Source organism: Stenotrophomonas sp. SXG-1 (genome assembly GCF_014083965.1).
In the GTDB taxonomy this organism is placed as follows: domain Bacteria; phylum Pseudomonadota; class Gammaproteobacteria; order Xanthomonadales; family Xanthomonadaceae; genus Stenotrophomonas; species Stenotrophomonas geniculata.
Window position 1 is genome coordinate 260,635 of the sequence record NZ_CP046588.1, and the last position, 24,839, is coordinate 285,473.

General features: G+C 66.7%; 29 protein-coding genes and 1 tRNA gene. 17 read left to right on the top strand and 13 right to left on the bottom strand.

Annotation, left to right across the window (positions count from 1 at the left end):
- Positions 1-183: 183 nt before the first annotated feature.
- Positions 184-609, bottom strand: a complete 426-nt coding sequence (locus GOC52_RS01115) for an organic hydroperoxide resistance protein (RefSeq protein WP_005411948.1) — start codon at positions 607-609, stop codon at positions 184-186.
- Positions 610-720: 111 nt separating this feature from the next.
- Positions 721-1,701, bottom strand: a complete 981-nt coding sequence (locus GOC52_RS01120) for a cation diffusion facilitator family transporter (RefSeq protein WP_019337793.1) — start codon at positions 1,699-1,701, stop codon at positions 721-723.
- Between the two features lie 209 nt (positions 1,702-1,910).
- Here GOC52_RS01120 and GOC52_RS01125 point away from each other — a divergent pair, with 209 nt between their 5' ends.
- Entirely contained in the window at positions 1,911-3,365 is a 1,455-nt protein-coding gene (locus tag GOC52_RS01125) for a SulP family inorganic anion transporter (RefSeq protein ID WP_191850462.1), read from the top strand.
- A gap of 56 nt (positions 3,366-3,421) precedes the next feature.
- On the opposite strand, the gene GOC52_RS01130 is transcribed toward GOC52_RS01125, so the two are convergent.
- Positions 3,422-3,730, bottom strand: a complete 309-nt coding sequence (locus GOC52_RS01130; protein ID WP_049480012.1) for an addiction module antidote protein — start codon at positions 3,728-3,730, stop codon at positions 3,422-3,424.
- Between the two features lie 38 nt (positions 3,731-3,768).
- Positions 3,769-4,020: a type II toxin-antitoxin system RelE/ParE family toxin gene (locus GOC52_RS01135; protein ID WP_227199608.1), complete on the bottom strand. Its 252-nt coding sequence runs from the start codon at positions 4,018-4,020 to the stop codon at positions 3,769-3,771.
- A gap of 286 nt (positions 4,021-4,306) precedes the next feature.
- Between GOC52_RS01135 and dusA the strand changes: the two genes are divergently transcribed.
- The 4 genes from dusA (at position 4,307) to GOC52_RS01155 (ending at position 8,132) form a co-directional block, all read left to right on the top strand.
- Positions 4,307-5,338: a tRNA dihydrouridine(20/20a) synthase DusA gene (gene dusA, locus GOC52_RS01140; protein WP_191850464.1), complete on the top strand. Its 1,032-nt coding sequence runs from the start codon at positions 4,307-4,309 to the stop codon at positions 5,336-5,338.
- A 212-nt stretch (positions 5,339-5,550) separates the two neighbouring features.
- Positions 5,551-5,925, top strand: coding sequence for a hypothetical protein (locus GOC52_RS01145; RefSeq protein ID WP_191850466.1), 375 nt, complete (start codon positions 5,551-5,553; stop codon positions 5,923-5,925).
- A 73-nt stretch (positions 5,926-5,998) separates the two neighbouring features.
- The gene (locus GOC52_RS01150; RefSeq protein ID WP_004136763.1) at positions 5,999-6,682 is read left to right on the top strand and encodes a response regulator transcription factor; all 684 of its coding nucleotides are present in this window, start codon (positions 5,999-6,001) and stop codon (positions 6,680-6,682) included.
- 25 nt (positions 6,683-6,707) lie between these two features.
- Positions 6,708-8,132, top strand: a complete 1,425-nt coding sequence (locus tag GOC52_RS01155) for an ATP-binding protein (protein WP_191850468.1) — start codon at positions 6,708-6,710, stop codon at positions 8,130-8,132.
- Between the two features lie 84 nt (positions 8,133-8,216).
- On the opposite strand, the gene GOC52_RS01160 is transcribed toward GOC52_RS01155, so the two are convergent.
- Positions 8,217-9,005: a M90 family metallopeptidase gene (locus GOC52_RS01160; RefSeq protein WP_029380115.1), complete on the bottom strand. Its 789-nt coding sequence runs from the start codon at positions 9,003-9,005 to the stop codon at positions 8,217-8,219.
- Positions 8,972-9,250, bottom strand: coding sequence for a hypothetical protein (locus GOC52_RS01165; RefSeq protein WP_010486993.1), 279 nt, complete (start codon positions 9,248-9,250; stop codon positions 8,972-8,974). Before GOC52_RS01165 ends, GOC52_RS01160 begins: the two co-directional genes overlap by 34 nt.
- Before the next feature lie 143 nt (positions 9,251-9,393).
- On the opposite strand from GOC52_RS01165, the gene birA reads away from it, so the two are divergent.
- From birA to GOC52_RS01185, 4 genes are all read left to right on the top strand, one after another.
- The gene (birA, locus tag GOC52_RS01170; RefSeq protein WP_100447387.1) at positions 9,394-10,362 is read left to right on the top strand and encodes a bifunctional biotin--[acetyl-CoA-carboxylase] ligase/biotin operon repressor BirA; all 969 of its coding nucleotides are present in this window, start codon (positions 9,394-9,396) and stop codon (positions 10,360-10,362) included.
- Positions 10,359-11,090 carry a type III pantothenate kinase gene (locus GOC52_RS01175; RefSeq protein WP_043401841.1) on the top strand — a complete coding sequence of 244 codons (732 nt, stop codon included), beginning with the start codon at positions 10,359-10,361 and terminating at the stop codon, positions 11,088-11,090. The genes birA and GOC52_RS01175 overlap by 4 nt, the downstream gene beginning before the upstream one ends.
- Before the next feature lie 9 nt (positions 11,091-11,099).
- The gene (locus GOC52_RS01180) at positions 11,100-11,948 is read left to right on the top strand and encodes an SPOR domain-containing protein (protein ID WP_191850470.1); all 849 of its coding nucleotides are present in this window, start codon (positions 11,100-11,102) and stop codon (positions 11,946-11,948) included.
- Positions 11,949-11,988: 40 nt separating this feature from the next.
- Positions 11,989-12,064 (top strand) — tRNA-Thr (locus tag GOC52_RS01185).
- Positions 12,065-12,176: 112 nt separating this feature from the next.
- Here the strand turns inward: GOC52_RS01185 and GOC52_RS01190 are convergent.
- The 3 genes from GOC52_RS01190 to GOC52_RS01200 form a co-directional block, all read right to left on the bottom strand.
- Complete coding sequence (locus GOC52_RS01190) at positions 12,177-12,962, bottom strand: hypothetical protein (RefSeq protein WP_191850472.1); 786 nt, start codon at positions 12,960-12,962, stop codon at positions 12,177-12,179.
- Positions 12,963-13,099: 137 nt separating this feature from the next.
- Positions 13,100-13,423, bottom strand: coding sequence for a hypothetical protein (locus GOC52_RS01195; RefSeq protein WP_191850474.1), 324 nt, complete (start codon positions 13,421-13,423; stop codon positions 13,100-13,102).
- An 80-nt stretch (positions 13,424-13,503) separates the two neighbouring features.
- On the bottom strand, positions 13,504-13,911 hold the full coding sequence (locus GOC52_RS01200) for a hypothetical protein (RefSeq protein ID WP_191850476.1): 408 nt from the start codon (positions 13,909-13,911) through the stop codon (positions 13,504-13,506).
- 594 nt (positions 13,912-14,505) lie between these two features.
- Between GOC52_RS01200 and GOC52_RS01205 the strand changes: the two genes are divergently transcribed.
- Positions 14,506-15,276 carry a DUF3011 domain-containing protein gene (locus GOC52_RS01205; RefSeq protein WP_053442382.1) on the top strand — a complete coding sequence of 257 codons (771 nt, stop codon included), beginning with the start codon at positions 14,506-14,508 and terminating at the stop codon, positions 15,274-15,276.
- Between the two features lie 24 nt (positions 15,277-15,300).
- Here GOC52_RS01205 and GOC52_RS01210 read toward each other — a convergent pair whose 3' ends face one another.
- Positions 15,301-15,648, bottom strand: a complete 348-nt coding sequence (locus tag GOC52_RS01210) for a hypothetical protein (protein WP_010486978.1) — start codon at positions 15,646-15,648, stop codon at positions 15,301-15,303.
- A 129-nt stretch (positions 15,649-15,777) separates the two neighbouring features.
- Here GOC52_RS01210 and rocF point away from each other — a divergent pair, with 129 nt between their 5' ends.
- The 3 genes from rocF (at position 15,778) to GOC52_RS01225 (ending at position 17,422) form a co-directional block, all read left to right on the top strand.
- Positions 15,778-16,698 carry an arginase gene (rocF, locus tag GOC52_RS01215; RefSeq protein WP_107378954.1) on the top strand — a complete coding sequence of 307 codons (921 nt, stop codon included), beginning with the start codon at positions 15,778-15,780 and terminating at the stop codon, positions 16,696-16,698.
- A 162-nt stretch (positions 16,699-16,860) separates the two neighbouring features.
- Positions 16,861-16,998: an entericidin A/B family lipoprotein gene (locus GOC52_RS01220; protein ID WP_008266021.1), complete on the top strand. Its 138-nt coding sequence runs from the start codon at positions 16,861-16,863 to the stop codon at positions 16,996-16,998.
- A gap of 202 nt (positions 16,999-17,200) precedes the next feature.
- Positions 17,201-17,422 carry a CsbD family protein gene (locus tag GOC52_RS01225; protein ID WP_004137109.1) on the top strand — a complete coding sequence of 74 codons (222 nt, stop codon included), beginning with the start codon at positions 17,201-17,203 and terminating at the stop codon, positions 17,420-17,422.
- Between the two features lie 73 nt (positions 17,423-17,495).
- On the opposite strand, the gene GOC52_RS01230 is transcribed toward GOC52_RS01225, so the two are convergent.
- Entirely contained in the window at positions 17,496-18,296 is an 801-nt protein-coding gene (locus GOC52_RS01230; RefSeq protein WP_053442384.1) for a hypothetical protein, read from the bottom strand.
- 108 nt (positions 18,297-18,404) lie between these two features.
- On the opposite strand from GOC52_RS01230, the gene GOC52_RS01235 reads away from it, so the two are divergent.
- The 4 genes from GOC52_RS01235 to GOC52_RS01250 all read left to right on the top strand — a co-directional run bounded on the left by GOC52_RS01235 (position 18,405) and on the right by GOC52_RS01250 (position 23,027).
- Positions 18,405-19,700 carry a tryptophan--tRNA ligase gene (locus tag GOC52_RS01235; RefSeq protein ID WP_054170747.1) on the top strand — a complete coding sequence of 432 codons (1,296 nt, stop codon included), beginning with the start codon at positions 18,405-18,407 and terminating at the stop codon, positions 19,698-19,700.
- A 135-nt stretch (positions 19,701-19,835) separates the two neighbouring features.
- Complete coding sequence (locus tag GOC52_RS01240) at positions 19,836-20,132, top strand: hypothetical protein (protein WP_049409948.1); 297 nt, start codon at positions 19,836-19,838, stop codon at positions 20,130-20,132.
- Positions 20,133-20,336: 204 nt separating this feature from the next.
- Positions 20,337-21,269 (top strand): MBL fold metallo-hydrolase, encoded by a 933-nt coding sequence (locus tag GOC52_RS01245; RefSeq protein WP_191850478.1) that lies wholly within the window; start codon positions 20,337-20,339, stop codon positions 21,267-21,269.
- A gap of 105 nt (positions 21,270-21,374) precedes the next feature.
- Positions 21,375-23,027 (top strand): M28 family metallopeptidase, encoded by a 1,653-nt coding sequence (locus GOC52_RS01250; RefSeq protein ID WP_191851391.1) that lies wholly within the window; start codon positions 21,375-21,377, stop codon positions 23,025-23,027.
- 38 nt (positions 23,028-23,065) lie between these two features.
- Here the strand turns inward: GOC52_RS01250 and GOC52_RS01255 are convergent, their stop codons facing one another.
- Complete coding sequence (locus tag GOC52_RS01255) at positions 23,066-23,398, bottom strand: hypothetical protein (protein ID WP_238794415.1); 333 nt, start codon at positions 23,396-23,398, stop codon at positions 23,066-23,068.
- Between the two features lie 31 nt (positions 23,399-23,429).
- Positions 23,430-24,764, bottom strand: a complete 1,335-nt coding sequence (locus GOC52_RS01260; protein WP_010486964.1) for an MFS transporter — start codon at positions 24,762-24,764, stop codon at positions 23,430-23,432.
- Positions 24,765-24,839 lie beyond the last annotated feature (75 nt).

Below are 24,839 nucleotides of genomic sequence, written 5' to 3' on the forward strand. Positions count from 1 at the left end.
CCCCCTTGAACAACAAGGGGGCTCTCCTCCAGAAGGATGGATGCGCGCCGTAGCGAATGCGTCCCCGGCTGCGCGCCGGGGCCCACCCGAGGTGGGATGGGCGGATGCCCGGTTTCGACCGGCATCCGCCCATTTTTTTGCCTTTCACGTTGGTGCTGCCGGCCGCTGGCCGGCAGCACCGCATCAGGCGACGACCAGCGTCACGTCGATGTTGCCGCGGGTGGCATTCGAGTACGGGCACACGATGTGCGCCTTCTGCACCAGCTCTTCCACCTGCTCGCGCGGCACGCCCGGCACGTTGATGGTCAGCTCGGCCTCGATGCCGAAGCCGGTCGGGATCTGGCCGATGCCGACCTTGCCGGTCACGGTGGTGTCGGCCGGCAGCGCGACCTTGGCTTGGCCGGCCACGAACTTCAGTGCGCCCAGGAAGCAGGCGGAGTAACCGGCCGCGAACAGCTGCTCCGGGTTGGTACCCGGGCCACCCGCGCCGCCCAGCTCGCGCGGGGTCGACAGCTGGATGTCCAGCACGTTGTCGGAAGAGACGGAACGGCCTTCACGGCCGCCGGTGGAGGTGGCCTGGGCGGTGTACAGAACCTTTTCGATGGACATCGGGATGCTCCTGGTCAGTGGGTGGGTGTTGCGTTGGAGCCTACTTTGCCCGGTTTTCGCGTACGTTGGGTTGCAATGCGTACGAAAAACTTGATTGATCGTCCTGTGGGCCTAGATCGTCCATTCGCGATCGGTGGTGAACATGATGGTCAGCCAGCGGTCCGGCGAAGCCTCGCCCAGCGCATCGCCGATCTCATCACGCAGCTGGTCCCATTCCACCAGCGGCCGCGGCGGGTCGTCCTCGCGCACCACGAAGAACAGCTCGATCTGCTCGCCACGCCCCACCTGCGCCACATAGCTGCGGTGCTCGACGAAGCCGTGCTTGGCGACGATGTCGCGCGCCACCGCATCCACGTGCGCCTGCAGCTCCGGCGGGGTGACCAGCAGGATGCCGGCCAGCGCGCGGCGCACGGTACCGAGCGGGGCGATCATCACCAGCACGCAGACGAAGGCGAGGATGGCGGGGTCGATGTATGGGCCGACCCAGGCCAGCGAGGTGCCCTGCACCAGCACACCGCCGAGGAAGGCCAGCAGATAGCAGGCCGACATGCTGGCTGCGATCACCCAGTTCTTCGCGTCCAGCGCAATGAACTCCGAGCCGATGCGGCGGTTGGCGCGCAGGATGAACCACGCCAGTGCGCCTTCGCCCACGATCGACAGCCCGGCAAAGGCGATGGCCGGGCCCAGCGCAATGTGGCGGCCCCCGGACATCAGTGCATCCACCGCATTGACCAGGGCATACAGTGCCGCACCGATCATCAGCGTGCCGCTGACCCCCAGCACGATCGGCTCCAGGTGCCAGAAGCCCATGGTGAAGCGCTGGTTGAGCCGCGATTGCAGCGCGTCGGTCTGGGTGGACAGCGCGATCAGCCGTGCCACCAGCAGCGACAGCCAGGTCATCACCACGTCGATCAGGCCGTAGATGCCGTCGAAGATGATCAATGACGAATTGGCCAGCAGGCCGAACACCACCGCCGCCGCGGCCAGCAGCAGCGAAGCGGCGATCGACAGGCGCAGCACGCCTTGTTCGGTGGCGGGGTCGAAGAACTGCGGGCGATCAGTAGCCATGCCCCGATTGTAGAGCGGCGCCATGCCCCGCGGCCTTTCGCGGCCGGTCGCGCTACCTTCGTGCGGCCGCTTCCCGTAGACTGCGCCCCTCCCAACGCACCGACGCCCGCCTGCAGTGATCACGCCACCCTGACCCTTGCCGCCCATCGGCAGCCGGCCCGCCCGGCTCAGGAAACCGTGTCTTTCCACTGCAGCGCCACGTGGCCCCATGCCCGTGCGTGCGGAGTTCTCCCATGCAAACGTCCTATCCCCTGCGCCAGCAATGGCTCGGCAACCTCCGTGGCGACCTGCTGTCCGGCATCGTCGTCGCCCTGGCCCTGATTCCCGAGGCCATCGCTTTCTCGCTCATCGCCGGCGTCGACCCCAAGGTCGGCCTGTATGCCGCGTTCTCGATTGCCGTCATCACCGCCATCGCGGGTGGCCGCCCCGGCATGATTTCCGCCGCTACCGGTGCAATGGCGCTGGTGATGGTCGACCTGGTCAAGGACCACGGCCTGCAGTACCTGTTCGCCGCCAGCATCCTGGCCGGGTTGCTGCAGGTGCTGGCCGGCGTGTTCAAGCTCGGCTCGCTGATGCGCTTCGTCTCGCGTTCGGTCATCACCGGCTTCGTCAACGCGCTGGCGATCCTGATCTTCCTCGCGCAGATGCCGGAACTGATTGGCCGCGGCCCTAGGGTCTACGTGCTGTGCGCGGCGGCGCTGGCGATCATCTACCTGCTGCCGCGTATCACCCGCGCCGTACCCTCGCCGCTGGTCGCGATCGTGGTGCTCACCGCCGTGGTGATCGGCTTCGGCATCGACGTGCGCAGCGTCGGCGACATGGGCCAGCTGCCAGACAGCCTTCCACACTTCCTCATTCCCGATGTGCCGCTCACCTGGGAAACGCTGCGCATCCTGTTGCCGGTGTCGGCCACGCTGGCCGTGGTCGGCCTGCTCGAATCGATGATGACCCTGCAGATTGTCGAGGACATCACCGAGACGCCCAGCGAACGCAACCGCGAATGTGTCGGCCAGGGCGTGGCGAACACGGTCACCGGCTTCCTCGGCGGCATGGCTGGCTGCGCGATGATCGGCCAGTCGATCATCAACGTGACCTCCGGTGGCCGTGGCCGCCTGTCCTGCCTGGTGGCGGGCGTGCTGCTGCTGGCATTGGTGGTGTACGGCGGCGACCTGGTGGGGCAGATCCCGATGGCTGCGCTGGTGGCGGTGATGATCATGGTCAGCATCGGCACCTTCAGTTGGCGCTCGCTGCGCGACCTGCGCACGCATCCGCGCAGCTCGTCTGCGGTGATGCTGCTGACCGTGGTGGTCACCGTGGCTACCCACGATCTGGCCAAGGGCGTGCTCAGTGGCGTGCTGCTGTCGGCGCTGTTCTTTGCGCGCAAGGTGGGCCGTATGCTGGATGTGCAGCGCGACGATGCTGGTGACACACAGGTCTACCACGTGCGTGGGCAGGTGTTCTTTGCCTCGGCGGGGCAGCTGGGTGCGGCGTTCGATTACCAGCACGTGGCGCCGAAGGTGCAGATTGACCTGCGCGATGCCCACCTGTGGGATCTGACTGCTGTGGCCGCGCTGGAGCGGGCGCAGGAAAAGCTGGCTGCGCACGGTGCGGAGGTGACGGTGGTGGGGCTCAATGCAGCCAGCCAGACGCTGATCGAGCAGGTGGGTGGCGCGCGCGGGGCGCATTGATCGCGTAGGGCATGCTGGTAGCGCCGGGCCATGCCCGGCGGGCGCAGCGGCAGCGATCAGGCGGTGCCAGCGGGTTGCTTGTCGGCTTGCACGATGAGATGCACCCCGAGCGCTGACAGTACCCGCTGCACGGTTTCGAAGCGTGGGTGTGCTCCGGGACGCAGCGCCTTGTACAGGCTCTCGCGTCCAAGACCAGAGACCTCGGCAACGCCGCCCATGCCGCGGGCGCGCGCCACAGTTCCGAGCGCCTCCTGGAAGTGGCCCGCATCACCTGCTGCCAAGGCCTCGCTCAGATAGGTGGCGATTGCGACGTCATCATCCAGATAGTCTGCGGGATCGAAGGGAATCGTCTTCAGCTTGCTCATGGGGAGAGTCCTGGCAACGGCATGGAATCAAATGGTGGCTACAGCAGATCCGCGAGCCTGACCGCTTTTTCGATATCGCGACGCTGGCTCGACTTGTCGCCACCGTGCAGGAGTACGACGATGGATCTTCCGCGACGTGTGAAATACACGCGATATCCCGGCCCATGGTTGATTCGCAGTTCGCTCACGCCATGACCCACTGATCGAACATCTCCCTCGAGACCGCGGGAGACCCGCTGCAGGCGTTCCACGATCACTGCTCGGGCGCCGCTGTCGTTGAGCCCGCGCAGCCAGCGCGTGAACGTCTCTGTTGCCTAGAGGGTTGCCATCCACGAATCGTATCCAAAAGGATACACCGTTCAATTGGCATCTGCGTCAATGCGTGGCGTACTGCGCTGGACCCGCTGGTCGTATCCATGGAGAACGCAAACCCCAAGCTCCCCGAGGGCAGGAAGCGTCCGCTGCCGCCGCCCAGCCCGCCCCGGCCGTCAGCGGGAACCTGGCCCAACCGGCGCTTGCCGCGCGACTGACCGGGCGCATTCAGCCGGGCGGTGTAAACTATTGATCTCACTGGCAATGCCAGTCTCCACGATCAACACTCCGATGACGTCCGCCACCGCCCGTTACGCCGATTCCCTGCGCCTGTCCGTTGCCCCGATGATGGACTGGACCGACCGCCATTGCCGCGTGTTCCATCGCGTGCTGGCGCCGGGCGCGCGGCTGTACACCGAGATGGTGCACGCCAACGCGGTCATCCATGGCGACCGCGAGCGCCTGCTCGGCTTCAATGCCAGCGAACAGCCGCTGGCGCTGCAGCTCGGTGGCAGCGATCCGGCGCTGCTGGCACAGGCCGCACGCATCGCCGCCGAGTGGGGCTACGACGAAGTGAACCTCAACTGCGGCTGCCCGTCCGACCGCGTGCAGGCCGGGCGTTTCGGCGCCTGCCTGATGCGCGAGCCGGTGCTGGTGGCCGAGTGCGTGGCGGCGATGGTCGATGCGGTCGACATCCCGGTGACGGTGAAATGCCGCCTGGGCGTGGACGAAGACAACGATTACGACGTGTTCGCCGCCTTCGTCGACCGCCAGGTCGCCGCCGGTGCCAGCATGGTCGTGGTGCATGCGCGCAATGCCTGGCTCAAGGGCCTGTCGCCGAAGGAGAACCGCGAGGTTCCGCCGCTGAAGTACGACTGGGCCTACCGCCTCAAGCAGGAGCGCCCGGCACTGCCGGTGGTGATCAACGGCGGCCTGGCCAGCATCGAGGCGGTGCAGGCGCAGGCCGCGCACGTCGATGGCGTGATGCTGGGCCGCGCGGCCTACCACGACCCCTACCTGCTGCATCAGCTGGAGGCGTTGCACACCGGCGCCCCCCTGCAGCCGCGTGGCGACCTGTTGCGCGCGCTGCGCCCCTACGTGGAAGCGCGGCTGGCCGAAGGTCTGGCGCTCAAGCACATCACCCGCCACCTGCTGGGCCTGTTCCACGGCCAGCCCGGTGGCCGCGCGTTCCGCCAGGTGCTGAGCGAGGGCGCACACCGCCCGGGTGCGGATTGGACCCTGGTCGAGCAGGCGCTGGCGGTCACCGAACGCGATGCCGATCGCGCCGCAGCGTGATGCTCGTCACATTCCTGGCTTGACAAGGCCAGCGCTTTCGTCCCGAATGTTCACCTAGATGAACGACTCGCGGCATCACCCGGAAAAGTTCAGATCGGATTCACTGCCCTAAACCAAGAATTTGCAAAGGAATTGTAAAGGCCGGGTCCCGCACCCGGCTCCCGGATTTACGACTTTTGAACGAATCGCCGTGCTCGGCTAGGATCGCATCGATGTCTTCCGCTCCCTTCCATTGCCGCATTGCCCTGGCCACCTGCGTGGTGCTGGCGGCTGCGCCGCTGTCTTCGGCGCTGGCGCAACAGCCGCCGCGTGGCGATCAGGGGCGCGCGGAGATGATGGAGCGGGGCGAGCGTGGCAACCGTGGCGACGAGCGGTCGCTGTCCGATGCCGTGCGCCGCGTGCAGCGCACCACCGGCGGCCACATCCTCGGCGCCGAGCGCGTGCCGTTCGATGGTCGTGATATCAACCGGGTGAAGTACATGGACGATCGGGGCCGGGTCCGCTACATGGACGACCCCGCCCCGTCGCGTTCACAGCCGCGCACGCCGCGGTCGGATATGTCATCACTACGCGGCGATAACCCCTGAACAGGGATAGTTGTCGCTATCAACCCGTACCCCACAGGCCTCCGGGCCACACCCAGGACACTAGGGAGAGTTCATGCGTATCCTTCTGGTCGAAGACGAAGCCCCGCTGCGTGAGACCCTGGCAGCCCGGCTCAAGCGCGAAGGCTTTGCCGTCGATGCTGCGCAGGACGGCGAGGAAGGCCTCTACATGGGGCGCGAAGTTCCGTTCGATGTCGGCATCATCGACCTCGGCCTGCCCAAGATGTCGGGCATGGAGCTGATCAAGGCCCTGCGTGACGAAGGCAAGAAGTTCCCGGTGCTGATCCTGACCGCGCGTTCGAGCTGGCAGGACAAGGTCGAGGGCCTGAAGCAGGGTGCCGACGACTACCTGGTCAAGCCGTTCCACGTCGAAGAGCTGCTGGCCCGCGTCAACGCGCTGCTGCGCCGTGCCGCTGGCTGGAGCAAGCCGACGCTGGAATGCGGCCCGGTTGCCCTGGACCTGGCTGCGCAGACGGTCAGCGTGGCCGGCAGCAATGTCGACCTCACCAGCTACGAGTACAAGGTGCTGGAGTACCTGATGATGCACGCCGGTGAACTGGTCTCCAAGGCCGACCTCACCGAGCACATCTACCAGCAGGACTTCGACCGCGACTCGAACGTGCTGGAGGTCTTCATCGGCCGCCTGCGCAAGAAGTTGGACCCGGATGGCGAACTGAAGCCGATCGAGACCGTGCGCGGTCGCGGCTACCGTTTCGCGATTCCGCGCAACGAGGGCTGAGCCGGCTCACCCTGGCGATAACACGATGTCCGGCCGTCTGTGGTTCTTCCGACGCTGGCGGCCGCGCTCCCTGCAGGCGCGCCAGATGTTCGCCGCGTCCGTGGGTCTGGTCGCGTTCCTGGCCCTGGCCGGCTACGCGCTCGACGCCGCCTTCGCCGATACGGCGAAGGCCAACCTGCGCGAGCGCCTGAAGAACTACGCCACCGCCTATGCGGCCGGCATCGACTTCACCCGCGACCGCTCGCTGTACATCCGCGAGCAGCCGCCGGATTCGCGCTTCGACGTGCCGGGCAGCGGCCTGTACCTGCAGGTGGTGATGCCGCACGGCAAGGGCAATTCGATGTCCGCCGAAGGCCCGATGCTGCCCACCGTCGGCGGCGGCCTGCTGGCGCCGCGTCAGGAAGTGTTCGAAGGCCCGCTGCCGATGATCCAGATCGACGGCAGCCAGGGCTCGGTGTACCGCTATGGCCTGGGCCTGGTGTGGGATGCCGACGCTGATCCCGCCACCGAATTCCCGTACAGCATCTACGTGATGGAAGACTCGCGCGCGCTGGGTGCACAGCTGCGGGTGTTCCGCAGCCGGGTCTGGTTCTACCTGGGTGGCATCGGCCTGATCCTGCTGCTGCTGCAGACCGTCATCCTGCAGTGGAGCCTGCGGCCCCTGCGTCGCGTGATCACCGAGCTGACCAAGGTGCAGCGCGGCGAGACCGCGCGCATGAGCGAGCGCCACCCGCGCGAGCTGGAACCGCTGACCGACAGCATCAACGCCTTCATTGAAAGCGAGCGCGAGAACCTGGAGCGCCAGCGCAACACCCTGGCCGACCTGGCGCACAGCCTGAAGACGCCCATCGCCGTGCTGCGCACGCAGATGGACAGCGGCGCCGGGGACGGCGCCCTGCGCGAGGAGCTGGACGTGCAGCTGCAGCGCATGAACAACCTGGTCTCGTACCAGCTGGCACGTGCTGCGTCGTCGGGCCACAAGCTGTTCTCCGCGCCGCTGCCGATTGAATCCAACGCCGAGGAGATCGTGCGTGGCCTGGAAAAGGTCTATGCCTCCAAGGGCGTGCTGTGCGAATTCGACATCGACCCGGCCGCGCGCTTCCACGGCGAACCGGGCGACCTGCAGGAACTGCTCGGCAACCTGCTGGAAAACGCCTTCAAGTGGGCCAACCGCCGCGTGTTGCTGACCGCGCAGCCGCTGCCGGCACCGAACGCGCGTCGCGCCGGCCTGCTGTTGGCGGTGGACGACGATGGCCCGGGTATTGCCCCGGACGACATCGGCAAGGTGCTGCAGCGTGGCGTGCGTGGCGACGAGCGCGTGCAGGGCCACGGCATCGGCCTGTCGATCGTGCAGGACCTGATCAAGGATTACCGCGGCGAACTGACTGTGGGCCGCTCCGAGGAACTGGGCGGCGCTCGTTTCGAAGTGCGCCTGCCGCCGGGGCCGTAGCCTTGTGGAGAGTCGAGCCATGCTCGACTGCTCCGCAAAATGCAGCCGAGCATGGCTCGGCTCTACATAAGCTGCGGTAGTGAATCAGCCGACCATCGTCGGCGGCTCGCCATAGAACCGCCGCAGCTGCGCGGCCACCTCCGGCAATGCCTGCTGCAGCAGATCCGGCGCCGAGAAGTGATACTCGCTCGCTACCGCGAAGAACTCTTCCGGCGCTTCGGCCGCGTACGGATCGATCAGCGTTTCCACGCCCGCGTCCACCTGCGCACAGAAGGCATCGTAAGCCTGCTGGAACGTAGCCGCCCATTCGCGCTGCCATTGCCGCGGCAGCGGCGGCGTGCCGTCCATCGCGCCATCCAGCGCATCCAGCTTGTGCACCATCTCGTGCACCGCCACGCAGTAGCCCTCGTGCGGCGCCGACAGGTCGGCCTGCACATCGGCCCAGGACAGGATCAACGGACCGCTGTCCCACGATTCGCCGATCAGTTCGTCATCCCACTCGTGCAGTACGCCGGCCGCATCCATGTGGCTGCGGTGCACGCGGAACGCGTCGGGGTAGACGATCAGCTGCGACCAGCCTTCCAGTCCCACTTCGCCGAACTCCAGCAGCGGCAGGCAGCACAGCGCGGCCAGCAGCACGCCATCGCCGGCCTGCAGCTGCAGATCGCCGATCGGGGTGATGGTCTTCTCGTGCAGGAAGCGCGTGGCCAGCAGGCGCAGTCGCCCACGACGCCCGTCATCCAGGCCGTGCAGCCACGCCGCGCGTTGGCAGGCGTCTTCCCAAAGTGCATCGTCAATCGGCCGCGGTGCAGGCCGCAGCCACTGCAGCAACGACTTGATCAGCGGAACATTCCCGGCAGGTAGCTGTGCCACTTCGGCGCGCGGATGCGCGGCAGCATGTCGTCGTCGCTGCCACCGCCGCCGGTGGTGGTGCTGGCAGCCGGGCGTACCGGTGCCGCCTTGGTGCTGGCAGCCGATGCGCTGGCGGTGGGCGCGCGCTGCGAGGCGGCATCGCCATTGGAGGACACGCATGCCCCACGGCTGTCGTCCAGCGCTGCTGTCGCAGACGCCGCGAAGGGCATCGTCAGCAGGATCAGGCAATGGGCATAACGGCGCATTGACGACATCCACGTTAAGGGAAGGTGAGTTCCCGATTCTAGCCCGAACCCGGCACCCGGTTGGAAGCCCCTGCGGCCCACCGGTGGCGGGCGTCGCTGGCGGCTTTCCCGCATAATTCCTTTCTGACTTCGTGGAAGCTGCCGTGGACGATCGCCAATTGCTGGCCAAACTCGCTGCCGGTCGCCTGTCCGGCGACGCCCTGGCCCGTGAGCTGGGTCAGACCCGGGCGGCCATTTGGAAGCGTATTCAAGGACTTAGGGCCGCCGGTGTGGACATCGAGGGCCGCGCTGGCGAGGGCTATGGCCTGACCCGCCCGGTCGACCTGCTGGACCCGGCCGCGATCCGCGCCGGCCTGCCCGCCCACGTTCAGGCCCTGCTGCACGACCTGCAGGTGGCCTGGACAGTGGACTCCACCAACGCAGAATTGCTGCGTTGCAGCGCGCCCCTGCGCGGGGTGAGCGTCCTGCTGGCCGAACGCCAGACCGGCGGCCGCGGCCGTCGCGGCCGTACGTGGGCGTCGCCGCTGGCCGCGCATATCTACCTGTCGGTGCTGCGCCTGTTCTCCGGCGGCCTCGGCCGCCTGGCCGGGCTGAGCCTGGTGGCCGGCATCGCCGTGGCCGAAGCGCTGCACGACCTGGGCTACACCCAGGCGCAGCTGAAGTGGCCGAATGACCTGATCGTTGATGGCAAGCGCAAGCTGGTCGGCCTGCTCGCAGAAGGCGGTGGCGAATACGCCGGCCCGGCGCGCGCGGTGATCGGCATCGGCATCAACACGCACATGCCGCCGTCGTTCGCCGAGCAGATCACCCAGCCGTGGGTGGATCTGGACACGCTGGCTGGCAAGCCGGTGGACCGCAATGGGGTCGTTGCGGCCGTGTTGACGCGCCTGCTGCCGGCGCTGGAAGAGTTCGATCGCGAAGGTCTCGCTCCGTTCCTGCCGCGCTACGCCGCGTTCGACATGCTGGCCGGCCGCGAAGTACGGGTGGAACTGGAAGGGCAGTGGCAGCATGGCACCGCGCTCGGCCTGGCCGATGACGGCGCCTTGCGCGTGCGCATCGATGGCCGCGAGCGCCTGCTGCACGCCGGCGAAGTCAGCGTGAGGGCGGCATGAGCGATTGGTTGTTCGACCTCGGCAACTCGCGGTTCAAGTTCGCGCCGTTGCAGGGTGACCGTGCCGGTGACGTGCAGGCCTGGGCGCATGGCGCCGAAGGCATGGCCGGGCAGCCGCCGCACAGTCTGCCCAGCGGCACCACCGCGTTCGTGGCCAGCGTGGCCGCACCATCGCTGACCAGCGCCATGCTGGACCAGCTGCAGCGTCGCTTCGAGCACGTGCACGTGGTGCGCACCAGCGCCGAATGCGCCGGTGTGCGCATTGCCTATGCCAAGCCGGAGAAGTTCGGCGTCGACCGCTTCCTGGCCCTGCTGGCCGCGGCCAAGTCGCAGCGCCCGGTGCTGGTGGTCGGGGTGGGCACCGCACTGACGATTGATCTGCTCGACGCCAATGGCCAGCACCACGGTGGCCGCATTTCCGCATCGCCCACCACCATGCGCGAAGCACTGCACGCCCGTGCCGTACAGCTGCCGGCTACCGGTGGTGACTACAGCGAGTTCGCCAACGATACCGCCGATGCGCTGGCTTCCGGTTGCGATGGTGCGGCGGTGGCACTGATCGAACGCAGCGCACAGCAGGCGCAGACGCTGCTGGGTGTTGCGCCCTCGCTGCTGGTGCATGGTGGCGGCGCACCGGCGCTGATGCCATTGCTGCCCGGCGCCGATTACCACCCCTCGCTGGTGCTGGATGGCCTCGCCCGCTGGGCGGTGCACCAGCCCGCAGGCTAGTATCCGCGCATGCTGACCCGTGCCCTGATCGTCGTACTGGCCATCCTCAATCTTGGCGTCGCTTGCTGGTGGCTGCTGCGCGATGCGCCGCAACCGCCTGCGCCGCCGCCGCAACCGGCCGGCGTCGCCGAGCTGCGCTGGGTGCCCGGTGGCGTTGATGCGGCTGAGGCCGCCGATGCCACTGCTGCCGCACCTGTTGCGCCGCTGATGGATCGCGAACCGGCCGAGAAGACGGCTGTGGCTGCCACGCCGGCGCCCGCCGCCCCGGCCAGGCCGGAGATTGCCAAGCCGCAGGTGGCTGAGGCTACGCCGGTTGCTGCCGCTGCCAAGCCCGTAACACCGCCTGCACCCGTACCGGCACCGGAAAAACCCGCAACCCGGCCCGTGGCTGCCGAACCGGCGCGCTGCGTGGCGTTGGGCCCGTTCGCCGACCGCGCTGCCGCGACCAGTGCACAGGGCAAGGCCGGCAGCGTCATCAGTCAGGTACGCCTGCGCGAACAGCCCGCCGCCAGCGGCAGCGCCCGTTTCCGGGTGATGCTGCCCGCCGCCGCCAACCGCGACGAAGCCCAGGCCACGGTGAAGCGCATCGTCGCCGCCGGCCTGAGCGACTACTACATCATCAGCCAGGGCGAGGACATCAACGCCGTGGCGCTGGGCCAGTACCGCAACCGCGAAGGCGCCGAGCGACGCATGGCCGCCGTGCAGGCCGCCGGCTTCCAGCCGCGCCTGGTGGCCAGCGGCGACGCCGGCCAATGGTGGCTGGAAGGGCAGCTGGCCGCGGGTACGCAGCCGGCCCAGGCCCAGCAGCGCAGCGGCGCGGCACAGAGCCGGTCGCTGGAATGCGCAAGGTTGCGCTAGAATCCCCGGACCGCGGCACTGCCGCGGGTGCACCACCCATGCCGCTTTAGCTCAGTTGGTAGAGCAACTGTCTTGTAAACAGTAGGTCATCCGTTCGATTCGGATAAGCGGCACCATCTTCGATCCCTTGGCATCCGCACATGTCCACGGAGAACAATCAACCTGCTGCAATGGCGGGTTTTTTTGTGCGTTGCCGTTCTGGGGAAGAATGGGAGCCTGCAGGCAAGTTCACCGTGGCACCGCAATGCCCCTTTTGAGTTGACTGCAACGTTGGAGCATACGTTCGCCGGATTGCTCCTTGAGTTGAATGCGGCCATCGGCGAGAAGGGGATAGGTCTCGAGACGGACACGATAGGCTGCTTGCGAAGACAGCTGCACTGCAGCGTCGTCCGTGCCGATGGCGGCTCCAGGTAGCGAATCCTCTCGAACAACGCCATTTACCTGAAGCTGTGCGCAGAGTCCGGCGTAGTAGGCGATGCGTTCATCAAGCGCCTGAGGGTGCCTTGTGGCATGACCTAGCGCATGGAATGTCTCGTGTGCGACCAGATCGACAAGGTTCGCAACCGTCCGTTCGCGGTCGTCATGTATCGAAGCCGCAAGTGCCAACGTCTTCCCACCCGAGAACGATCCAAAAGTACGCGACTGTATCGTCGCGGCGGTATCCGTTGGCGCGAGAAGGATCCGGTATCTGTTCGCCTTTGCTTCTATCCATGATTCGGAGAATTTCGCTGCTGCATCAATGCGCATGCAGGTATCGGCAACGTCAATCTGTGTTCCTGCAGCCATCAAGAGCAGGATTTCGTGCTGGGTGCTGGCGCAGTGAACCGATTCCAGAGCGGGCAGGTCCTTGCGCCCCGGAACAGTGGACAGGGATCGGAAGTAGCGGAATGGACCGAGAGGCGTGGACACCAGCTCGGTGTAGCCATCCGGAGGGATGCCTTGTGGCAATCCAATTGTTGCGGCGCAGCCTGCCAGGATGGAGGCGGCGAATGCGGCGAGTACGACTCCTTTCATCGCTTCTCCCAGAGGTGCGGGTGCTCAAGGTGCAGCCACATCTCCCGTTGTTTACTACATCTCCATGCACACGTGCGGCGAGGGGTGGTTGACACAATCCCGTCTTTCGAACTCCCGGTAGTCTGGCGCGAACAGTTTCAATCAAACCGGATGATGCGGATCAACCCTCTTGTCGACGATCCGTCTCCGAAGGCGGCCAATGTGCCATAGGGGAATGCCTCCTTCGCACCGTCATGGTTGATGAATGAGATCGTGCAGTTCGTCCGAGTGCCGGGACGGATCCGGGTCATGGTTCTGTCATTCAAGACGAAGCTGTACCACGTGAGTCGGGGACTCATGGAGAGCGCCATGGGGCGCGCGGTGGAGGCGATCAACTCGGGAACAGCGCCGCCGCGCGAATCCACTTCGTCCAGTCGCAGCTCAACGAGAACAGGTTTCAGGTTTGGATAAGGTGTGCTCATTCCAGAAGCGGGCCTGCTCGATTCGATAGCCACGGCAGTGACGTTGTGAACCTGTGCAACGGGGATCTCAATGTTCCGCATTATTGAGCCCTACCCACCTGCAACGCTACATACTCCGCCAGCCCCCGACAGGCCAATATCAGCCCTTCGCGCGTGCCATCGCCGATATCGTCTTTCTCTTCCCCGTCCACGCGCACGCGCTCTGCGGCGTGGTACAGCTCCAGCAGCGACACCAGGCCCACTGCGGCGCGCTCCCTGCGTGCGGCAGCCACGACGTCGCCAGGTGTGCCTGCCGGTCCCGGCCACGGCTGTCCATCGGCGGCGTCACCGGCCTGGATGCGCTGCAGGCAGCCGGGCAGGTTGATCGGCGCAGGGGCCTCGTTGGCGGCAGCGAAAGCGGCCTCCAACGGCTGCGCCAGTTCGGGCGGCAGGCGCAGGGCCGCCTCGCCCAGGGTGGCAGTCAGGTACGGGTGATGAGTCTTGGGCATGCGGGCATCCTCGTCGGGAACAGAGGCGCCACCCGAAGAGGGTGGCGGGCGATGCGTGGCTTCCAAGACCGGGTCAACGAATCGGCGGGCACGAGGCCCCCACGCACCGCCCGCCGTCGATCGGCGAACGGATTGCCAGCCGGCGCCGTACTTGGGAGGACGACGCCGGCTGGCAAGCGTATACATCGTTGACAACACAGGCTTGGAAGTCCCGACCACCTTTGCAGGTGGCGATTCATCATGCGCACGTGAAATCACCGCCTGCCAGTCGTTTGTTTCGATGGCATCGGGTGATCTGAAAGGGAAAATGAATTATCGCAATTGGCCCGTTTCGACCATGGCAATGCCAGAAGCGACATATCGCGCAGGACTGCAACCAACGACGAATTCTGGTGCGTCATTGCTGTCGCACGGCCCTTTAAGGCCCAGAAAGTAAAGCTGGCTCAACTTTCCCGGCAGGGCTTCCAGAACACCCTACCAGACATGAATCCCCACGCGCGCCGCCTGGATCTTGATGTTCCTCACGGACAGCCCGCAACGCCCCACCGCATACTGCCGCCACACGCCCACCCTGGGCCCCTTCGGGATCCGCACATGCGTCGCCATGCCCTGTCGCTCACCGTCGCACTTTTGTCCACCACCTGCGTGGCCCCGGCCATGGCTGCGGTACCGTTCTTCAACGCCAGCTGCCCAGGCGGCATCGACGTGCACGCCGACGAAGGCGGTCCGGTCTACGTGCAGGGCCGCGAGGCCACGGTGAAACGCTTCAACGACCGCTATTCCGAAGCACGCGATGCCAACAGCGGCATCACGCTGTCGATCAGCAGCAACGAGGACGGCACGCCGCAGATCAGCTATACCGGCCGAGGCGGCGCCAATGGCATCTGCCAGGTCAGTGCCAGTGGAACGCCCGCACCGTCTGAACATCGCGACCACCGTCGCCACGATGACGACAACGACGCGGCGCTGCCGCGCGAAGTCACCTGCGAATCCACCGGCCAGCAGCAGGTGTCGTGCGACATGGATACCCGTGGCAACGTGGAAATCGTGCGCCAGCTCAGCCACACCCGCTGCGAACAAGGCCAGAACTGGGGCCTGTCGCGGCATTCGGTGTGGGTGAATGGTGGCTGCCGTGCGGTCTTCCGCAATGTGTCCAAGGCGGCCAACAGCGCGCCGGCGGGGGATACCGCGCTGGGTTCCTGCAATATGCGCAAGGGTGCGCAAGGCACGCTGGTGACTCAGCTACCGGTGGGCAGCGATTATCAGGAGTTGATCATCGATTATCCCGATGGCCGCTTCCTGTGCATGATGCGCAACAACGGCCAGGTGCAGAGCGTGACGCCTGTTCGCCACCGCGGAAGCTGAGCGCGCAGCGGGCTGGGGCAGGCTTCAGCCGCAGGACCTATACAGCAACACCCACGCCAGCATCAGGGCGAACATACCAACGAAGGTCAGGCCGAACCATAGCGCCGCCACCTTCACGTTGCCGATCAACGCCGTCGCCACACGGGGCAGCTCGCTTTTCAGAATCGGGTGTTCGGCGTGTGCTTTGCGCAGACGCTGCCAACCCAACCCGAGGAATACCAGGGTCGAGAACGGCACCAGCAGTAGCGTCGCCTGCATCAGCCAGCGGTTCGGCGACGCATCGATCGAGCTGCTCAACAGAACCGCAAAAGCGGCAATGGGCAGCGCGCCCATGAAGAAGCGTGGCCATGCGGTATTGATGAAGGGCGACATCGCAATCTTCCATGAAGGACGGTCGGGTCCGCGCGGCATCATGCCATGCCAATGCCCTGCTGCACCGCCGCGAGTGGTGTCACACAGCTCTGGCTAGACTGTGCTTCTTTTTCCGCGCAGGAGGCACCCATGGCCCATCCCATCTCCGTATCCCTGATTGGCGTTCCCACCGATGTCGGTGCGGGCCATCGCGGTGCACGGCTGGGGCCGGAAGCGCTGCGCGTGGCTGGGCTGCCGGAGGCGCTGGAGGCGCGTGGCGTGGACGTGCGCGACCTGGGCAATCTGGATGGTCCGCGCAACCCGTGGACCGCGCCGGTGGAAGGTTACCGGCACCTGGATGAAGTGGTGGCGTGGAACCACGCGCTGATGGAAGCCAGCTATGCCGAACTGCAGGCCGGGCGCATGCCGATCATGCTCGGCGGCGACCACTGCCTGGGCATCGGTTCGATCACTGCGGTGGCGCGCTGGTGCCGCGAGCAGGGAAAGACCCTGCGCGTGCTGTGGCTCGATGCGCATTCCGATTTCAACACCAGCGATGTCACCCCCTCGGGCAACATCCACGGCATGCCGGTGGCCTGCCTGTGCGGCCTCGGCCCGGACGCGTTGACCCAGCTGGGTGGCAGCGCACCGGCGATCACCCCGTCGCAGATGCACCAGATCGGCATCCGCTCGGTGGATCCGGAAGAGAAGCGCCTGATCAAGACCCACAAGGTAGATGTCTACGACATGCGCTACATCGACGAGAACGGCATGAAGCGCGCGGTGGAAGCGGCGCTGGCCGGTATCGACGAGAACACCCACCTGCATGTCAGCTTCGATGTGGACTTCCTCGACCCCAGCATCGCACCGGGCGTGGGCACCACCGTGCCGGGCGGGGTGAACTACCGTGAGGCGCAGCTGGTGATGGAAATGATCGCCGACACCGGGCGCATGGGGTCGCTGGACATCGTTGAGCTCAACCCCTTGCTGGACAAGCAGAATGCCACCGCCGAACTGGCCGTTGACCTGGTCGAAAGCCTGTTCGGCAAGTCCACCCTGATGCGCGACTGACCGCCCCTGCTGAACGGATTGCCGAACCGTTCACACCCGCTCCACGCCCCTGCCGCCAGATTGCACTTCACGCGGCGGCAGTGGGCATTGGTGCCCTCCCGCCGAGCGAAAGAATCCCATCCGCGAATGAAGCGGTATAGCGGCGAACCCAAGGAGAAGCCCATGAAGCGCGTAGTTGCCCTGATGCTGTTGTCGATGTTCTCGGTGGCCCTGCTGGCCGGTTGCAACACCATTGCCGGTGCCGGCAAGGACGTGCAGAAGGCGGGCGAAAAGGTTGAAGACACCGCCAAGGGCCGTTGAGCCCTGCACGAAACGGAAAGAGAAAGGGCCGGGGACATCCCCGGCCTTTTTTGTGCGTGCTTTTCACTGCGTGATGTCGAAGCGTAGTGAACCATTCAAGCAAGTGAGCAGTGTTTTCATGGTCGGTTGACCCGTACCCAACAGCTGCTGCGCGAAGCTGGAGCCACGGTAAGAACGCCGTTGCAGCCAAGGATTCCCAGCAATGAACAAAGACATCATTTCCGGCAAGTGGTCGCAGCTGAAGGGCAAGGCCCAGGCCAAGTGGGGCGATCTGACCAACGACGATTTCGATGTGGCCGAGGGCAATGCCGAGTATCTGGCCGGTCGCCTGCAGGAACGTTATGGCTGGGCCAAGGACCGCGCCGAGAAGGAAGTCCGTGAGTTCCAGGACAGCGTCAGCAAGGACTACCCGGACTACAAGTAAGCGCTTCGGTTTCCCCCACAACACAACGCCCGCACCGAGAGGTTGCGGGCGTTGTGTTGTCTGGGCGGGAGGATCAGCGCGCCGGCGGGTCCGGCACGTAGCGGTTGGGGAAGGCCTGGGGCTCGCGCGGCAGGCGCGAGGGTGAATCCACCAGGATGCCGCGTGCGCGCAGGTTGCGGGCGCTGTCGTAGCGCAGCTGCAGGACTTGGGCGGGGCTGCGGCTGGCGCGTTCGAAGTCGGTATCGCGTACCGACGATTGTTCGCGAGCGCCGTGGCCGGTGCCGAGCGCAGGGGCCTGCGACTTGCTGGCATAGCCCTCGATGCGGCTGGCACTGGCATCAGCGGCAGCCTCGGCTTGCGCGGCCGGGGCCGGCAGCGGCAGGCCACGGCGCAGGATCGGCTCGGGGCGCCAGCGACGCGCCTCTTCGAATACGGCCACGCCGACCACGCCGATGTTGTCCGGGCGCCCGGTGCGGCTGGCGTAGCTGCCGCTGGGGCTGCTGAACACGAACTGCGCCACTTCGTCCTGGCTCTTGCGCCAGCCGGTGATGTCGGCGCGCTGGCCGGGGTTGAGCACGTAGCCGGTCTGCGAGGGATCGGCATCCTCGCCGGAGATGGCGTTGACGCCGTCCACCGACAGCACCACCAGCACCCGGCGCGGGCTGTCGTTGTACAGGCGCACGGCGTAGCGGTGACCGCGCTCGCCAGCCACCCAGCGCTGGCCCTCGGCGGGATAGCTGCGCAGTTCGGTACCGCGGTCGCGGTCGACCAGGGACATGCGCACGGGGCCGCCCTCGTACACCGGCGGCGGCATGGGAGCCGGGCGGAAGCCGGCCAGGGGCAGGATCAGCAGCAGGGGTAGCAGGCGTTTCATCGGGCGTCTCCAGCGGGGTTGCGTGAATGAACGCGCCGCGGGCCCTGACGGGGTTGGTGGCGTGCAAGGTAAACTGGCCCCGTTCATCGAAGGTTACCCCACGCAGTCATGACGACCCGAGTCCTTACCGGCATCACCCCCTCCGGCACGCCCCACCTGGGCAACTACGTTGGCGCCATCCGTCCGGCCATCGCGGCCAGCCGCGCGCCGGGGATCGAGAGCTTCTTCTTCCTGGCCGACCTGCACAGCCTGATCAAGTCCCAGGACCCGCAGCGCACCCAGCGCGCGACCCTGGAGATCGCGGCCAGCTGGCTGGCCTGCGGCCTGGACCCGGAACACGTGTGGTTCTACCGCCAGAGCGACATCCGCGAGACCACCGAGCTGATGTGGTTCCTGACCGCCATCGCCAGCAAGGGCATCCTCAACCGCGCGCACGCCTACAAGGCGGCGGTGGACAAGAACCGCGAGGAAGGCGTGGACGAGGATGCAGGCGTCAGCGCCGGCCTGTTCATGTACCCGGTGCTGATGGCCGCCGATATCCTCATCTTCAAGGCCAACCAGGTACCGGTGGGCCGTGACCAGATCCAGCACATCGAGATGGCGCGCGATTTCGCCCAGCGCTTCAACCACGTGTACGGCAAGGAGTATTTCCCGCTGCCGGACGTGGTGATCGACGAGCAGGTGGCGACGCTGGCCGGCCTGGATGGCCGCAAGATGAGCAAGAGCTACCACAACACCATTCCGCTGTTCGTGCCGCGCGAGGAGCTGAAGAAGCTGGTGTTCTCGATCCTGACCGATTCGCGCGCACCGGGCGAGCCGAAGGACACCGAGGGCTCGGCGCTGTTCCAGATGTACCAGGCCTTCGCCACCCCGGAACAGACTGCCGAATTCGCCAAGGCGTTCGCCGCCGGCATCAGCTGGGGTGATGCCAAGCAGCAGCTGTTCGAGCGCATCGACAGCGAGCTGTCGCCGCTGCGCGAGCGCTACAACGCGCTGATGGCCGAGCCGGAGAAAATCGAAGCGTTGCTCAAGCGCCGTGGCCAGCAGCTGCGCGAGCAGCTGGCGGCACCGCTGCTGGAAGAGCTGCGCCACGCGGTGGGCCTGCGTGACCTGTCCAGCGCCGGCGACATCGCCAGCGAGGATGCCGGCGTGGCCCGCGTGGCACCGCCGCTGTTCAAGCAGTACCGCGAGAAGGACGGCCGCTTCTACTTCAAGCTGACCGCCGGTGACGGCACCCTGCTGATCCAGAGCGAAGGCTTCGATTCGCCGCGCGATGCCGGCCAGCTGATCGCGGTGATCAAGCAGGCCGAGCAGGGCGACCAGCTGCAGAGCGAACTGTTCAAGCTGGAAGCCGAAGTGGACGCCGTGCTGGCCGCGCTGGCCGCGCTACGCGAAGCGGCCTGACCGGAGGCTGTTGTAGAGCCGAGCCCATGCTCGGCTGCGTTGCTGCCCAGCCGAGCATGGCTCGGCTCTACAGGGGAGCACAGCAGCCGTGGCATGATGTCCGCGCGCCTCCGGCGCGATGACATGGAGTCTGCGATGGCCTGGTTGTCGCTGCTGCTGTTCCTGCCCTGGTTCCTGCTGCTGGGCAGCCTGTACTGGCTGTTCCCGCGCCAGCCGCGTACCCCGCGGCGGCGCCTGTTCGACAGCACCACCCTGGTGCTGGCCTTCGCCCTGAGCATCGTGTCGATGCTGTGGGGCTACCGCATCGGCGTGGTGCAGCCCGGCGCCGGACCCATCTGGCCACAGGTGCTGGCGGTGCTGTATGCCTACGGCGCGTTCCTGGCGGTGCTGGTGCTGGCATTGATGCTGCGGCCGCGCTGGCTGGACCGGTAGCCCCGCCTTTGTAGAGTCGAGCCATGCTCGACTTCGCGTGCCCTCTGTAGAGCCGAGCCTATGCTCGGCTGATGCCTGGCAGAATGGCAGCCGAGCGTGGGCTCGGCACTACAGAAGAGCGCCCTCCGACCAAAGCCGCATCGAACCCGGGCCGCCTGCGCGCCTACCATTGTGTCTGTTCCCGATCCTGCCAGGTGCGTGCCGATGACCGCCGACCCCAGCATCCACACCATCGATACCGGCTTCCAGCGTCCCGACTTCGACGCGGCCTATCTGATCGTTGAGAACGGCCGCGCCGCGTTCGTCGACTGCGGCACCGGCCTTTCCGTGCCGGCCATGCTGCAGGCGCTGGCCGACGCCGGCCTGGGCGTGGACGCCGTGGACTGGCTGCTGCTCACGCACGTGCACCTGGACCACGCCGGGGGGGCGGGCCTGCTGATGCAGCAGCTGCCGAATGCAAAGGCGGTGCTGCACCCGCGTGGTGCGCCGCACATGATCGACCCGACCCGGCTGATTGCGGGTGCCACGGCGGTATACGGCGCCGAGGAAATCGCTCGCAGCTATGGCCGCATCGAGGCCATTCCAGAGCACCGAGTGGTGGTGGCCGAAGACGGCCACCGCATCGATCTGGCTGGCCGCGAGCTGGTACTGCTGCACACGCCGGGCCACGCGCTGCACCACTACTGCGTGTGGGATGCGCGCAGCCGCAGCTGGTTCACCGGCGATACGTTCGGCATCTCCTACCGCGAGCTGGACAGCGCACAGGGCGCTTTCATCTTCCCGACCTCCTCGCCGGTGCAGTTCGACCCGGAGGCGATGAAGGCCTCGATCCGGCGCATGCTGGGCTACGCACCGCAGGCGATGTACCTGACCCACTATGGGCGCGTGGAGCAGGTGGAAAAACTGGCCGACGACCTGTTCGAGCAGATCGATGCGATGGCCGCCATCGGCCGCCAGTGCGATGGCCGGCCGGACCGTCACCGCTGCCTGCTGGCCGCACTGCAGGCGCTGTACCTGGAACGTGCACAGCTGCATGGCTGTGCGCTGGACGATGCGGCGGTGACTGCGGTGCTGGCGATGGACATCGAACTCAACGCGCAGGGCCTGGCATGCTGGCTGGATCGCATCAGCAGGTAGATCCACGCCATGCGCGGATGACGCCGCCCCAGGCTGCGCCGTGATGTCACGACCACGTTACACTCTGGTGACTTCCAAGCTAGCCGTGGTACTGCCGTGAATCCGATGCGCGTGTTGCTGCTGTCGTCCTGCCTGTTCGTCGGTGGCCTGGCCCATGCGGCCAATGACCTTCCCGGTGGCGGCATCGATCCGCAGGCACTGTCGCGCCACGTGCGCGTGCTGGCGTCGGATGAATTCGAGGGCCGCGCGCCGGCCACCGAGGGCGAAGAGCGCACGGTGCAGTACCTGATCGAGCAGTTCCGCAGCTACGGCCTGCAGCCGGGTGGCGTGGATGGCAGCTGGGTGCAGCCGGTGCCACTGGTGCGCGCTCAGCTGGAGGGCCCGGCCAAGGCCAGCCTGTCGCTGAAGCAGGGCAGCCGCGCGCTGGCCAACGGCGTGGACGTGACCCTGCAGAGCCTGCAACCGCGCAAGCGCGTGCAGATCAAGGATGCGCCGCTGGTGTTCGTCGGCTACGGCATCGATGCGCCGGAACGCCACTGGAACGACTACAAGGACGTGGACCTGCACGGCAAGATCGCCGTCGTGCTGATCAATGACGCCGATTTCGAAGCCGATGCGCCGGGCGCGTTCGATGGCAAGGCGGTGACCTATTACGGCCGCTGGACCTACAAGTTCGAGGAAGCCGCGCGCCGTGGTGCCGAAGGCGTGCTGATCGTGCACGAGACCGCGCCGGCTGCGTATGGCTGGGCCACGGTGAAGAGCTCGGGCACCTCGCCGCTGTTCGACATCGAGCGCGGCCAGGCCGAGGCGATGGCGCAGCACACGCCGCTGCGCGGCTGGATGCAGCGCGAACTGGCCGAGGCGATCTTCGCCGACGCCGGCCTCGACTTCGATACCGAGAAGCGCAAGGCGATGCGTGCAGACTTCCGCCCGGTAGCACTGGACAACGCGAAGCTGAGCGTGGATTTCGCGCTCAAGCGCGAGCAGGTGGTGACCCGCAACGTGGTGGCCAAGCTGCCCGGTGGTGAACACGCCGACGAGGCCGTGATCTTCTCCGCGCACTGGGATGCGTTCGGTATCGGCCAGGCCGATGCCAAGGGCGACCGCATCCGCCGTGGTGCGATCGACAACGCCACTGGCGTGGCCACGGTGCTGGAACTGGGCCGCGTGTTCGCCGCCGGCCCGCAGCCGCAGCGCACGCTGTACTTCGTGGCCCTTACCGCCGAAGAGAAGGGCCTGCTGGGCGCCAGCTACTACGCCGCGCACCCGCTGGCGCCGCTGGACAAGACCGCCGCAGTGCTGAACATCGAAATGTTCAGCCCGGATGGCCCGACCCGCGACATCGCTTCGTGGGGCAAGGGCCGGGTGTCGCTGGAAGGCGATCTGGAACGCGTGGCCAAGGCCCGCGGCCGCAGCTACAGCCCGGACCCGAACCTGGAAGCGGGCTTCTTCTACCGCGCCGACCACTTCGCCTTCGCCCGCCTGGGCGTGCCGGCGATCACCATCGGCCCGGGCTTGGACAAGCTGGATGGCGGTGTTGAAGCCGGCCGCGCGCTGCGCGAGAAGTACTTCGCCGACTGCTACCACCAGGCCTGCGATGCCTGGACCCCGAGCTGGGACCCGAGCGGCCACGCCGCCGATACCCTGCTGGTCTACGACCTGGGTGCCGAGCTGGCCAACAGCCGCCGCTGGCCGACGTGGGAAAAGGAATCGGAGTTCCGCGGCGCGCGCGACAAGAGCGAAGCGGCCCGCCGCTGAAGTAGTGCCGGCCAGTGGCCGGCACGATCGCGCGCTCATCAGCGCCGGCGCAACAGCGTCCATGCGCCCCAGCCACCAGCCGCGAGCGCGGCCAGATAGCACGCCACCATCGTACGCAGGCCAACCGGTGATCCTGCGTTGATGCCGCGGTGCAGGCGCAGTTGCAGCGAGCTGTGGCCGCTGCCCAGGTCCACCGCCAGCTGCAGCGCCAGCGCGCCGCAGAACACCAGCAGGGCGATCCCGAACCCGATGCGTGGCCATGCGGCCTGTGCGTTGGGGCGGCGCAGCAGCCAGGCCAGTGCCGTGGTTGCGGCCAGCGTCGCCGCGATCCACATCAGTGGCGTGGCGGGAGACGCAGCGGCCACCGGCATTGCACCGGTGGCCGCAATTACGGCAACGCGCTTACTTGCGGGTGCCGTCGAGCCAGTTCGGGCCCTTGTTGGTAAGGAAGAACACATAGACCACCAACGATACCGCGATCGTGGCGGTTACGTAGATAGCGAACCAGTCGACATGGCCGGTCTTCAGCGCGCCCTGGTACAGCAGCGGGGCGGTGCCACCGAACAGCGAGTTGGCCAGCGCGTAACCCAGGCCCACGCCCAGTGCACGCACGTGGGTGGGGAACAGCTCGGCCTTCACCACCGCGTTGATGGAGGTGTAGCCGGTGAGGATGACGAAGGCCATGGCCAGGGTCAGGAAGGCCAGGGTGGCGTCATGCTGGTGCGGCAGCTGGGTGATCAGGTACCAGCTGTACAGCACGCCGCCGACGCCGAAGAACACCAGCAGGGTCTTGCGGCCGATGATGTCCGACAGCCAGCCGCCGACCGGCTGCAGCACCATCAGGAACGCCAGCACGCCCAGGTTGATCAGGGTGCCGGTCATCGGGTCGTTGCCGGCGAAGGCGCTCTGGATCATCTTCGGGCCGTTCACCGAGTAGGTGTAGAAGGCCACGGTGCCACCGGCGGTGATCAGGAAGCACAGTAGCAGCGGCCGCCACTGGTGCACGAACAGCTCGTACATTGAACCGGACTTCTGTGCCTTGCCTTCGCGTGCGGCTTCGATGGACGACTCCGACAGCGATTCGTCCATGCCGCGGCGCAGCCAGAACACCACCACCGCGGCGATGCCACCGATGCCGAAGGCGATGCGCCAGCCCCACTCGGAGATCTCCGGCTTGCCCCAGAAGGTCAGCATCAGCAGCAGGGTCAGCTGGGCCAGCACATGGCCGCCGACCAGGGTGACGTAGTGGAAGGAGGACAGGAAGCCGCGACGGCCGGGAATGGCGGCCTCGGACATGTAGGTGGCGCTGGCACCGTACTCGCCACCGGTGGCGAAGCCCTGCAGCAGGCGTGCGAACAGCAGGATCACGGCGGCCCAGATGCCGATGCTGGCAGCGGTGGGGGTGATGGCGATGAGGAACGAGCACAGCGCCATCAGCGTGACCGAGACGGTCAGCGCCAGGCGGCGGCCATGGCGGTCGGCGAAGCGGCCGAAGAACCAGGCACCGATCGGGCGCATCAGGAAGGTCGCGGCGAAGATCGCCCACACGTACATGGTGGAGTTCTTGTCGTCCGGCGAGAAGAACTGCGATTCGAAGTACACGGCGAACACCGAGTACACGTAGACGTCATACCACTCCACCAGGTTGCCGGCGGAGCCTTTGAGGGTGTTGGAGATCGACCGCCGCAGGGCGGCGCGGTCATTTGCGGGTACGGCAGGTTGGGACGTGGTGCTCATCTGGGTGGGAATCCTCGATGCGGCGCGTCCGTGCGCAGGGAAAACGGCGCCCGGCCTTGGGGCGGCGCGGCCGGG

Bases quoted from the DNA above. Each gene is read 5' to 3' on its own strand.
- GOC52_RS01180 (WP_191850470.1), top strand. From the start codon at position 11,100: ATGCTGACCCGTGCCCTGATCGTCGTACTGGCCATCCTCAATCTTGGC.
- GOC52_RS01125 (WP_191850462.1), top strand. From the start codon at position 1,911: ATGCAAACGTCCTATCCCCTGCGCCAGCAATGGCTCGGCAACCTCCGT.
- GOC52_RS01230 (WP_053442384.1), bottom strand. From the start codon at position 18,296: ATGAAACGCCTGCTACCCCTGCTGCTGATCCTGCCCCTGGCCGGCTTC.
- GOC52_RS01175 (WP_043401841.1), top strand. From the start codon at position 10,359: ATGAGCGATTGGTTGTTCGACCTCGGCAACTCGCGGTTCAAGTTCGCG.
- GOC52_RS01205 (WP_053442382.1), top strand. From the start codon at position 14,506: ATGCGTCGCCATGCCCTGTCGCTCACCGTCGCACTTTTGTCCACCACC.
- GOC52_RS01190 (WP_191850472.1), bottom strand. From the start codon at position 12,962: ATGAAAGGAGTCGTACTCGCCGCATTCGCCGCCTCCATCCTGGCAGGC.
- GOC52_RS01150 (WP_004136763.1), top strand. From the start codon at position 5,999: ATGCGTATCCTTCTGGTCGAAGACGAAGCCCCGCTGCGTGAGACCCTG.
- GOC52_RS01255 (WP_238794415.1), bottom strand. From the start codon at position 23,398: ATGCCGGTGGCCGCTGCGTCTCCCGCCACGCCACTGATGTGGATCGCG.
- GOC52_RS01260 (WP_010486964.1), bottom strand. From the start codon at position 24,764: ATGAGCACCACGTCCCAACCTGCCGTACCCGCAAATGACCGCGCCGCC.
- GOC52_RS01115 (WP_005411948.1), bottom strand. From the start codon at position 609: ATGTCCATCGAAAAGGTTCTGTACACCGCCCAGGCCACCTCCACCGGC.
- GOC52_RS01240 (WP_049409948.1), top strand. From the start codon at position 19,836: ATGGCCTGGTTGTCGCTGCTGCTGTTCCTGCCCTGGTTCCTGCTGCTG.
- GOC52_RS01120 (WP_019337793.1), bottom strand. From the start codon at position 1,701: ATGGCGCCGCTCTACAATCGGGGCATGGCTACTGATCGCCCGCAGTTC.
- GOC52_RS01225 (WP_004137109.1), top strand. From the start codon at position 17,201: ATGAACAAAGACATCATTTCCGGCAAGTGGTCGCAGCTGAAGGGCAAG.
- GOC52_RS01210 (WP_010486978.1), bottom strand. From the start codon at position 15,648: ATGTCGCCCTTCATCAATACCGCATGGCCACGCTTCTTCATGGGCGCG.
- GOC52_RS01250 (WP_191851391.1), top strand. From the start codon at position 21,375: ATGCGCGTGTTGCTGCTGTCGTCCTGCCTGTTCGTCGGTGGCCTGGCC.
- GOC52_RS01145 (WP_191850466.1), top strand. From the start codon at position 5,551: ATGTCTTCCGCTCCCTTCCATTGCCGCATTGCCCTGGCCACCTGCGTG.
- GOC52_RS01130 (WP_049480012.1), bottom strand. From the start codon at position 3,730: ATGAGCAAGCTGAAGACGATTCCCTTCGATCCCGCAGACTATCTGGAT.
- GOC52_RS01245 (WP_191850478.1), top strand. From the start codon at position 20,337: ATGACCGCCGACCCCAGCATCCACACCATCGATACCGGCTTCCAGCGT.
- GOC52_RS01220 (WP_008266021.1), top strand. From the start codon at position 16,861: ATGAAGCGCGTAGTTGCCCTGATGCTGTTGTCGATGTTCTCGGTGGCC.
- GOC52_RS01195 (WP_191850474.1), bottom strand. From the start codon at position 13,423: ATGAGCACACCTTATCCAAACCTGAAACCTGTTCTCGTTGAGCTGCGA.
- GOC52_RS01155 (WP_191850468.1), top strand. From the start codon at position 6,708: ATGTCCGGCCGTCTGTGGTTCTTCCGACGCTGGCGGCCGCGCTCCCTG.
- dusA (WP_191850464.1), top strand. From the start codon at position 4,307: ATGCCAGTCTCCACGATCAACACTCCGATGACGTCCGCCACCGCCCGT.
- GOC52_RS01200 (WP_191850476.1), bottom strand. From the start codon at position 13,911: ATGCCCAAGACTCATCACCCGTACCTGACTGCCACCCTGGGCGAGGCG.
- GOC52_RS01235 (WP_054170747.1), top strand. From the start codon at position 18,405: ATGACGACCCGAGTCCTTACCGGCATCACCCCCTCCGGCACGCCCCAC.
- GOC52_RS01165 (WP_010486993.1), bottom strand. From the start codon at position 9,250: ATGCGCCGTTATGCCCATTGCCTGATCCTGCTGACGATGCCCTTCGCG.
- rocF (WP_107378954.1), top strand. From the start codon at position 15,778: ATGGCCCATCCCATCTCCGTATCCCTGATTGGCGTTCCCACCGATGTC.